The organism is Clostridia bacterium, from assembly GCA_028698525.1.
In the GTDB taxonomy this organism is placed as follows: Bacteria; Bacillota; Clostridia; order JAQVDB01; family JAQVDB01; genus JAQVDB01.
Genome location: JAQVDB010000080.1, coordinates 1 through 7866, shown reverse-complemented (window position 1 = coordinate 7866; position 7866 = coordinate 1). Strand labels below are relative to the sequence as shown.

7 protein-coding genes and 1 pseudogene are annotated in these 7866 nt (G+C 30.3%); 4 read left to right on the top strand and 4 right to left on the bottom strand.

Features of this window, described 5'->3' with window-relative positions:
• Nucleotides 1–346 precede the first annotated feature (346 nt).
• Complete coding sequence (locus tag PHP06_09855; protein MDD3840854.1) at nt 347–2239, bottom strand: helix-turn-helix transcriptional regulator; 1893 nt, start codon at nt 2237–2239, stop codon at nt 347–349.
• A gap of 145 nt (nt 2240–2384) precedes the next feature.
• Between PHP06_09855 and PHP06_09850 the strand changes: the two genes are divergently transcribed.
• The 3 genes from PHP06_09850 to PHP06_09840 are packed head-to-tail and all read left to right on the top strand — an operon-like array spanning nt 2385 to nt 5049.
• Nucleotides 2385–2996: a hypothetical protein gene (locus PHP06_09850; GenBank protein ID MDD3840853.1), complete on the top strand. Its 612-nt coding sequence runs from the start codon at nt 2385–2387 to the stop codon at nt 2994–2996.
• On the top strand, nt 2996–4150 hold the full coding sequence (locus PHP06_09845; protein MDD3840852.1) for a hypothetical protein: 1155 nt from the start codon (nt 2996–2998) through the stop codon (nt 4148–4150). The genes PHP06_09850 and PHP06_09845 overlap by 1 nt, the downstream gene beginning before the upstream one ends.
• A complete protein-coding gene (locus tag PHP06_09840) occupies nt 4147–5049 on the top strand; it encodes a hypothetical protein (GenBank protein ID MDD3840851.1) in 903 nt (300 codons plus the stop codon). The genes PHP06_09845 and PHP06_09840 overlap by 4 nt, the downstream gene beginning before the upstream one ends.
• A gap of 38 nt (nt 5050–5087) precedes the next feature.
• Here the strand turns inward: PHP06_09840 and PHP06_09835 are convergent, their stop codons facing one another.
• The 3 genes from PHP06_09835 to PHP06_09825 are packed head-to-tail and all read right to left on the bottom strand — an operon-like array spanning nt 5088 to nt 7207.
• Nucleotides 5088–5933, bottom strand: coding sequence for a site-specific DNA-methyltransferase (locus PHP06_09835; GenBank protein ID MDD3840850.1), 846 nt, complete (start codon nt 5931–5933; stop codon nt 5088–5090).
• Nucleotides 5896–7023: a DNA methyltransferase gene (locus PHP06_09830; GenBank protein ID MDD3840849.1), complete on the bottom strand. Its 1128-nt coding sequence runs from the start codon at nt 7021–7023 to the stop codon at nt 5896–5898. Before PHP06_09830 ends, PHP06_09835 begins: the two co-directional genes overlap by 38 nt.
• The gene (locus PHP06_09825; GenBank protein ID MDD3840848.1) at nt 7016–7207 is read right to left on the bottom strand and encodes an AbrB/MazE/SpoVT family DNA-binding domain-containing protein; all 192 of its coding nucleotides are present in this window, start codon (nt 7205–7207) and stop codon (nt 7016–7018) included. Before PHP06_09825 ends, PHP06_09830 begins: the two co-directional genes overlap by 8 nt.
• Before the next feature lie 512 nt (nt 7208–7719).
• On the opposite strand from PHP06_09825, the pseudogene PHP06_09820 reads away from it, so the two are divergent.
• A pseudogene (locus PHP06_09820) lies at nt 7720–7866 on the top strand (N-6 DNA methylase).

Sequence of the window (7866 nt, the reverse complement as noted above, 5' to 3'; positions counted from 1 at the left end):
GGGTTTGCAGTAATTATTGTAAGGCAGTTTTTGAGACGAATTTCTATTACTTTTTGGTCATTACTGATATCACAGATACGTTTGTTGTTGATGTTTCTGACTTCCTGCATGGTGGCTTCCTCCTTTCTGTAATAAGATTTTAAATTTTAAAAGATTAATAATTTATCTATATAATACAGAGGAAGAGGTTATATAAAAACGACATACAATGTCTGGTTAAATGAGATAAAAGGCATAAAAAAACACCTAAAGAGGATTAAAAAATCAACTTTAGGTGTTTAAAAGGAATAATTTGTATAAATTCATAAAAAAGACCCAGACAAAAAATGTCTGGGAAAATTTAAATTTATTTTTCTTTTGTTAAAGGTTTAAGATTCATATTGGTAAGAAGGCTATTACAATCGATTATTGGTCTTGTATAATATGAAGTAAGTAGACAGTGATAAGCCATATGTTCTTCTCCTACACCAAGCGAACAGGTAGATAAATCAATTAAACGATTACTTATAGGAGGGGGAAGTTGCAAAGCGATACATACCGCTATTATTGTTTCAATAGTGGTTTTATTTGTTTGGTCATTTCTTAATCGTTGAATAGTCCTTGGGTCAAGAAAGGTTTTTTCAGCTAAGCCCTCAACAGTTATATCTCTCCAATTCATTAAATAGACCAAGGCACCAGGGAAATTACCAGGCATAGATTGGAGTACATTAGCTATATCTTTGCTATAGGCCATAATAGCTTGAGCTTGGGCATCTATATTATCATTTATAGAAGAGTCACTAAATCGTGCTTCAAATATTATGTCAGAAGTAGCATCCTTGAAAAGAATGCACTTATAATAAAAGTCTTCATTAAATTTACCAACTGGTTTATTAAATACAATATCAAAAACCAAGCAACATTCATGCATATTGTATCTAGCATAGTCAGTTAGGGAAGCTTGACCCCACATATCATATTGGACATATTTGGGATGGTTTATACAAAAGTGAGAATCTACAAAAATATAATTACCACTCTCTAATTTCTTTTTTAAGCTAGGATTTATAGAACTTTGTATTATTGCATCGACTTCACTTATTGAAAAGGTTTGATTTTTCTTTATTGAACCTTTTTTAAAAGTATGAGGTTTTACATATTTACCATCTATATATGTAAAAGTACCAATAGCTTCTTCGTAGCCAATATCAATCATACGTATTTTAGCGGCGAGCCTTGATACCATAAAAAAGTAAGAAACTTCATCAATTACATTTTCCATGATATCTATAACTTTTGCTTCTGGGTTCTGTTTAAGGTATTTTCTAATAAACTCTGCAGCTTTTATTTTAGTTTGATAAAAAGGCATTTGTATACGTGGTGCTAGAGCATTTGCATGCCATTCCATAAAGTCGGTTGATGATTGTATGGCACTATCTTTAACACCACCTACAACCTGGCACTGTATCTGGGTAGCATTTTTATTATATAATCTTTCTAATTGAAAAGCCTTTCTATGGAGATGCCAATGGACACATTCATGGACAATCGTATTATTTACAGAGCCTAAATTTCTAAGGAAAAATGCATCGGGATCTACAAAAACAGTACCCGCAGTAACATTAATTGCTTTATAGCCTGATAATTCCTTATCATAATAGCTTGTCTTTGTATCTACGAAAAATATTTGACCAAAGGTGGAAAAATCGGGGGTTATGTGTCTTAGTTCCACAGAAAGTCCCATTCTTTCAGCTAAATCATCTGGGTTTATATATGTGGGCTCTTTCAATGCTTCTGGATAATAAATTTTGAGGAAGTCTACAGCAACTTTTTCTAGTTCTTCTTTTTTAATAATAGGGACTAAGGTATCAGATAAAGGTTTAAGTTGCTTTTCCTTATGGCTGTAAATTTCTACATATTCAATACTAAAGTCGCCTAGGCCAGTCTCCAAATCAGCTATGCAAGAGATTTTGAACCAGTTTGAAACTTCATCATATTTATCGTGCCTTCTATCTATCTCATGTATTTCAAAAATAGCTTCGATTAGTACATCGAAGGCTACCTTCATTCCAGGGAGGTCATTGATATAAATATGTTTTATATTTATATCATCTAAATAAGTCTCATCAATTTGGTCTACATGCCATGACTCTATATCAAGGCTATCACGGTTTTGACTAATAAATATATTAATTGCCTCATGAAAATCATTATAAAAACGGTTGAAAACATATGTTTTAAATGAACGATTGTTAGACATATTTGACCTCCCTATACATAATTGCAAGAATATTATACCAATTAAAACATGAATCCTCAATTAAAAATAGCTGATCATTGTTATTCTGATGTTTTCCTGATATAATAATATTTTAATATATGTTTTTTTAAGGGGGGGGACTAATATGAATGAATTTATTTTAGATAATCCAGAATGTTTTTTGATAGATTATTATTTCTCAAAAATAGAAATCAAATGTTTTTTTAACAAAGATTATATAAATAAAATTAAAAAACATAGGATATTCCTGTGTCCGGTAAACGCACTTGCAGTTGATAATAGAAGAGTATATAAGAAAAGCAATTGCATACAATGTGGGCTGTGTGAATTAAAATATATTTCTAATCACAACAAAAATTCAAATAAGGAACAACCTAATATTAGTGATTACTTTTTAACAGATCTAAAAAGATTAAGCATAGCATTAAAATATATGCTTGATAACGATTTTGTTGTTTGCGAAGTGAAAGCAGAAGGGAACTATAGAAATAAAAGAATAGATATCGTATATAAAGATAGTAATACTGTGTTTTTAGTGAAGGTTTTAACTGATATAAATAGTTATGAGTATTACAAAAGATCATACTATGATATATTAGGCGCTATAGATGAAAGGTACACAAATACAAATATTCAATTTAAAATACTAACTACACCCCAAAATAAAAACTCGAGAAATTATGAATATGAGAATTTATATACGGTGAATGATATTATATCCAAAGGAGGAATGTAATGGCTATTTTATTGAACAGGAAATACTCAAGTAGAATAGAATGTTTGTACTATATTTTAAAAACCACTTTAAATAATTTTGGCAAAGATGGCTTTTCGATATCTGACATACGGTATGATTCAAATGCAGAAGACAACATATTAAATCATTGCGAATTACTAGAAGAAAATTTAGGGATAAAGTATTGCCCATTTCTCGATAATCCACTAAATGATTCTAAATGTTATGCAACACAATCATTGGACTACGATACAACGAAAGCAAAAGCAGCAAGCTCGGTTGTAAGGGCATGGGAAGCTCTAGGCTTTACCAAACTTTTAGATGGAAAATTTATCATAACACCTATAGGGGAAGAATTTACGGAGTTAGATTTTAATCAAAAAGAGTGGTTTGAGATAGTTAGGAGGAGTGTATTATCTTACGGTCCTGTAATAGGATATTTGTGGGATGCATTTAAGAAAGGCGAAAATTTTAATAGTTCAAGATTATATGTTAGTTATCCAATAACAGATGATCCTATTGAATTATCCACCTTTTCTACAAAAGATAGCAATACTAGAACTGTATCATTACTGACTTCTTGGTGTATACAAGCAGGCTTGATAGAGCCAGAGAATAATAGAAATGAAAATGAATCTTTACCACATATATTTTATAGGGATTACATTAATGCCAAAAGGCTTACAATTCGTAAATTTATATTAACTTCATTTGCCAAAGAATATCTTGAGGGTGACCCATATATAGAGAACCCCTTGAGCTATAATAACCTTAACAAAAATGTGGGTTCTTTAAGAGAAAGAAACAGTGAAAGCATTAGAAATACTACGCAACAATATAATTCAATAATCTTAAACAGAAGATTCGCTATTATTTACATATTAAATAATAATGATAAGGAAATTTCTTTTGATGATTTAATTAGTTTATTTAATAAGTATTATGAAGATTTTTTCTTACCGAATTCAAAAGTCGAAGAAATTTTACAATCAGAATTAGCTATATGTTTGTTAACAGGGTTATTGCTAAAATATAAAGAAGTTAACAATAAGCTATATATTCAAAGATGCTCTAAGGTTAATAATGAAGCTCTCATGTTTGAAGCTCCATCTGAAATTATAGAGTTAGCAGAGAAGATGGTGAAAGAACTATGATTGCAACAACAAGAAAATATGCATCTGTTGAAAATTTTATTCTAGACAATGCTAACTATAGAAATGAAAAATTTTCTTTAATTATGAATGTGTGTAATGCTGTGAAACAAGAAGGAGCATTTTTTAACATAGACAATAAATGCTTTTATTGTAATTTCTGTTATTTTGATGAATTATTACCTAGCTATAGAGAAAAATTCGAAGATATAAAGACTAAATATCCATCTATAAGCTTCTTTAAAGAAGAAATGATTAACTTGCCTAATTCCAAGTTTTTTATAGAGAATCCTCAAAACATGAATTTATATACTTTTACTAGTATTGAAGAAACGAAAAGAATACAGCTTTGGGCTACTGCATTGCTTACTAACTGCTCTAGTGAAGAGGTAATCACCGCCATAGAAATTCCCGCACCAAATGAACTTTTTGATAGGAATGGAAGAATAGATATTGGTGCTAAATCAAGAGAGAAGTTTATGTTTATTGAGGCAAAAACAACTTTATCAGATGCTATGGTTGATGAAAGGTTCGTAGAGCAACACTCAAAATATAGTCCAACCATAAAAAAATATTTACTACCTGAAGATTTTACTCTTCTTATTCTAATAGGAGGAAGAGAAGATATATTACACCCTCCAGGCAGCGTGTATAATAAAGTAGATATAGGTAACTTATCAAACAGATTTTATAAACTTATAGGAGATTCACCTGACAAAATCCCATTTATTAGTGCTCCAGCATTATGGGCTTTATCTGTAAAATATATGGAGGATAAGTCTTTTGATATCATTACATTCTTAGATAATCTATTCTCTGAGAAAAATGTTTACGGCTTATTAACTAGTGGTAAAATTGTTAAAGCAGGAGATGAATATAAAGTAGTCAATATTACTTTTTAGATTAGATAAAGAGGACCAAAGATGGCCCTCTTTATCTGTTAGTCAAGGAAATTTTGTTGTAAGAATTTTTTTTCATGAAATGTTTTCAAACCATTTTTAATTTTATTATTTATAAGTTCTATATAATCTTCATTAATTTCATAACCTACAGAGTTTCTACCTAATTCTATAGCTGCTTCTGCGGTTGTACCTGATCCCATAAAGGGATCTAAAACAGTATCTCCATAGAAGCTGTATAGCTTTATAAGTCTATGAGGCAATTCTTTAGGAAAGGGGGCTGGATGATTTTCAGATTTAGCTTTGGCAGGCTGCATTTCCCAAAATGAATTAATAGCCCAATCAGCCCATTCTTTTTGCGAAATTTTTGATAGCTCTTTTATATTTTTATCGACGGGCTTTCTTTTTCCTTCCTTACAAAAAACAATAATCCACTCATAAGGATATGTTGAAAAGATATTTGTTGGGTATGGATAACTTCCAAAGGAGCTAAATCTTGCAACTTTTCTTTTATCCCAAATAAAAAGAGATAGTAAAAACATTTTTTCTGTTCCTTCAATATAATTTATGAGATCATTAATTACAAGTCTAGTAACTCTTCTTTTGAATTTAGTGTCATTTCCAGATTCGAATAAAGGCATGATGTTAATGCACAATTTCCCATCAGGGCTAAGTACTCTTATGCACTCATCCCAAACTTTCTCAAGCTCCTTTAGGTATTCTTTATATCCACTTCCTTGACCAATTTGATTATTTACTTTGTAATCTTTCAAATTACCATAAGGTGGACTTGTTACTATTAAATTTATAGAGGAATCTTTTATTTCAGACATGTCTCTACTATCCTTATTATAAATTTTGCTGTTCGGTATGAAATTCTTTTCCATATTTAAGCACCTCTCCCTCTTCTTTTTCCCATACAACTATTTGTTCTTTTCTTTTTGTTTTGTTGAGTTTATCAAATACCTGACTAGATGTTCCACTGTATTCTCTTTCTAGAATGTATGAAGGAGCCCATATTTCGGAAAAGAAGTCTCCACCATTAGTAATTTGTTTACCTCTTTTTCTGTCACCTACTATAAATATGATAAGTGATTCATCTTTAGTAACTCTGTTAAGTTCTTTTAAAACCCGATGCATATCGTCTTTATATGTAGAAACATTTTGAATTAGATCCTTTTTTATTTCTAATCTATTAATTGAATGGATATCATATATTAATTTTCCATAATAGGCGGTATAATCTAGTGCATCAAAATAGGGGGGACTAGTAAAAACGATATCTATACTATTATCAGGAATATATTCGCTTAAAAGTCTGCTGTCTTTTTTATACACAGTACCAGAATATAATCCTAAATCATTAGTATGCTTAATATGTTTTTTTACTTTATACATAAACTTCTCATAAAAATTAATATATCTTTTTGGCTCAATATTTTTTCCTACAGTGCTTGATGTCCACTTATAATCGTTACAACCCCTAGCAGTTAAAGCAATAGCCCCATAATAAGCAGCCCTAATATAATCATCCATGTCGTTTATAAGAGAACTTACAGACATTATTTCTCGAGATGTATCAACATGAAAGGCTTTCAAAGCCTCCTCTGGCATTGGTTGGCTTAGATTTTTTTCGTTTCTCAACATGGCTTCTTTAATAATGCTTTCAGTAGTATTTATTATTTTTTTTCTAAGGTTATCATCCATAAGTTCAATTTTAGATTTAGATAATTCATATGCTAAAGGATTTTGGTCAACCCCGATAACTTTTAGTCCATGTTTTTGAGCTTCGTATAATATTGTTCCTGATCCACAAAATGGATCGAGAAGAGTCATGTCTTTTGGAAGTTGTTCAATTATTTTTTTTGCATCAATAGCAGAAATTTTACCTCGATATGGGTAAATTCCGTGAATCGAGTTTGGGTTATTGACAGACTCCAACTCTTTAAAATTTAAATGTGAAAAAGTGCTACTCATCTATATCTTCTACCTCCTTAATTTTTAAAACGATTATGCTTTTATCAGATTTCATATATATATCGAATACGGTTTCACCTTTTACTATATTCATATTTTGTATGATGGTTTTTGGCAATCTAAGCCTCATATCTTTTTGAATGACATAAGTGTCAAGGTAAATTAAATCATCTAGTTTAGCCATATATATACCTGCCCTCTCCTAGTATTATAATAGGCCTAAAACAGTCCTAATATAGTCCCATTATAACCTATAAATAATAATAAATCAATAAAATTTAACATAAGCAGACTAACTGGATAATAACTCAATATGAACTATTTATTTTTTGAAATTTAACTCATTGCTTGGAAGAATAAAATAAGGGATAAGTTATAGTATATATTATTTATAGATTACTTCAAATTAGAATCATTACAATCTGGTGGTTAATTGCTGTAAATTCAAGTATAATACACACTATAAAGAACCTTTTAATTTTGCCTATACTTTTTAATTATTCATTTGATGTATAGGAACGGTGTGCTCAAAAATATAATGAATGGAAAAGTATAGATCATAGATATTTGTATTGATCGATTGCCCCTCTAAGTTTTGAATTCATTAACTAAAAAAAACTAGCTAAACTCCTTCATATCAAGGGCTTTTCTACTAGATGGAACCTACCAACATATAAATTCTTCATTATAAATTGTATCAAAGACGGTAAGAACATAGACCCTTGTTGTGGTAGTGGAGGTATGTTCGTTCAAAGCCAAAAATTTGTTGAGGAACACCAAGGAAGGATAGAAAATCTTTCAATATACGGTCAAGAGCTGAATTCAACCACATGGAAGCTTTGT

Bases quoted from the DNA above. Each gene is read 5' to 3' on its own strand.
- PHP06_09855 (MDD3840854.1), bottom strand. From the start codon at position 2,239: ATGTCTAACAATCGTTCATTTAAAACATATGTTTTCAACCGTTTTTAT.
- PHP06_09850 (MDD3840853.1), top strand. From the start codon at position 2,385: ATGAATGAATTTATTTTAGATAATCCAGAATGTTTTTTGATAGATTAT.
- PHP06_09845 (MDD3840852.1), top strand. From the start codon at position 2,996: ATGGCTATTTTATTGAACAGGAAATACTCAAGTAGAATAGAATGTTTG.
- PHP06_09840 (MDD3840851.1), top strand. From the start codon at position 4,147: ATGATTGCAACAACAAGAAAATATGCATCTGTTGAAAATTTTATTCTA.
- PHP06_09835 (MDD3840850.1), bottom strand. From the start codon at position 5,933: ATGGAAAAGAATTTCATACCGAACAGCAAAATTTATAATAAGGATAGT.
- PHP06_09830 (MDD3840849.1), bottom strand. From the start codon at position 7,023: ATGAGTAGCACTTTTTCACATTTAAATTTTAAAGAGTTGGAGTCTGTC.
- PHP06_09825 (MDD3840848.1), bottom strand. From the start codon at position 7,207: ATGGCTAAACTAGATGATTTAATTTACCTTGACACTTATGTCATTCAA.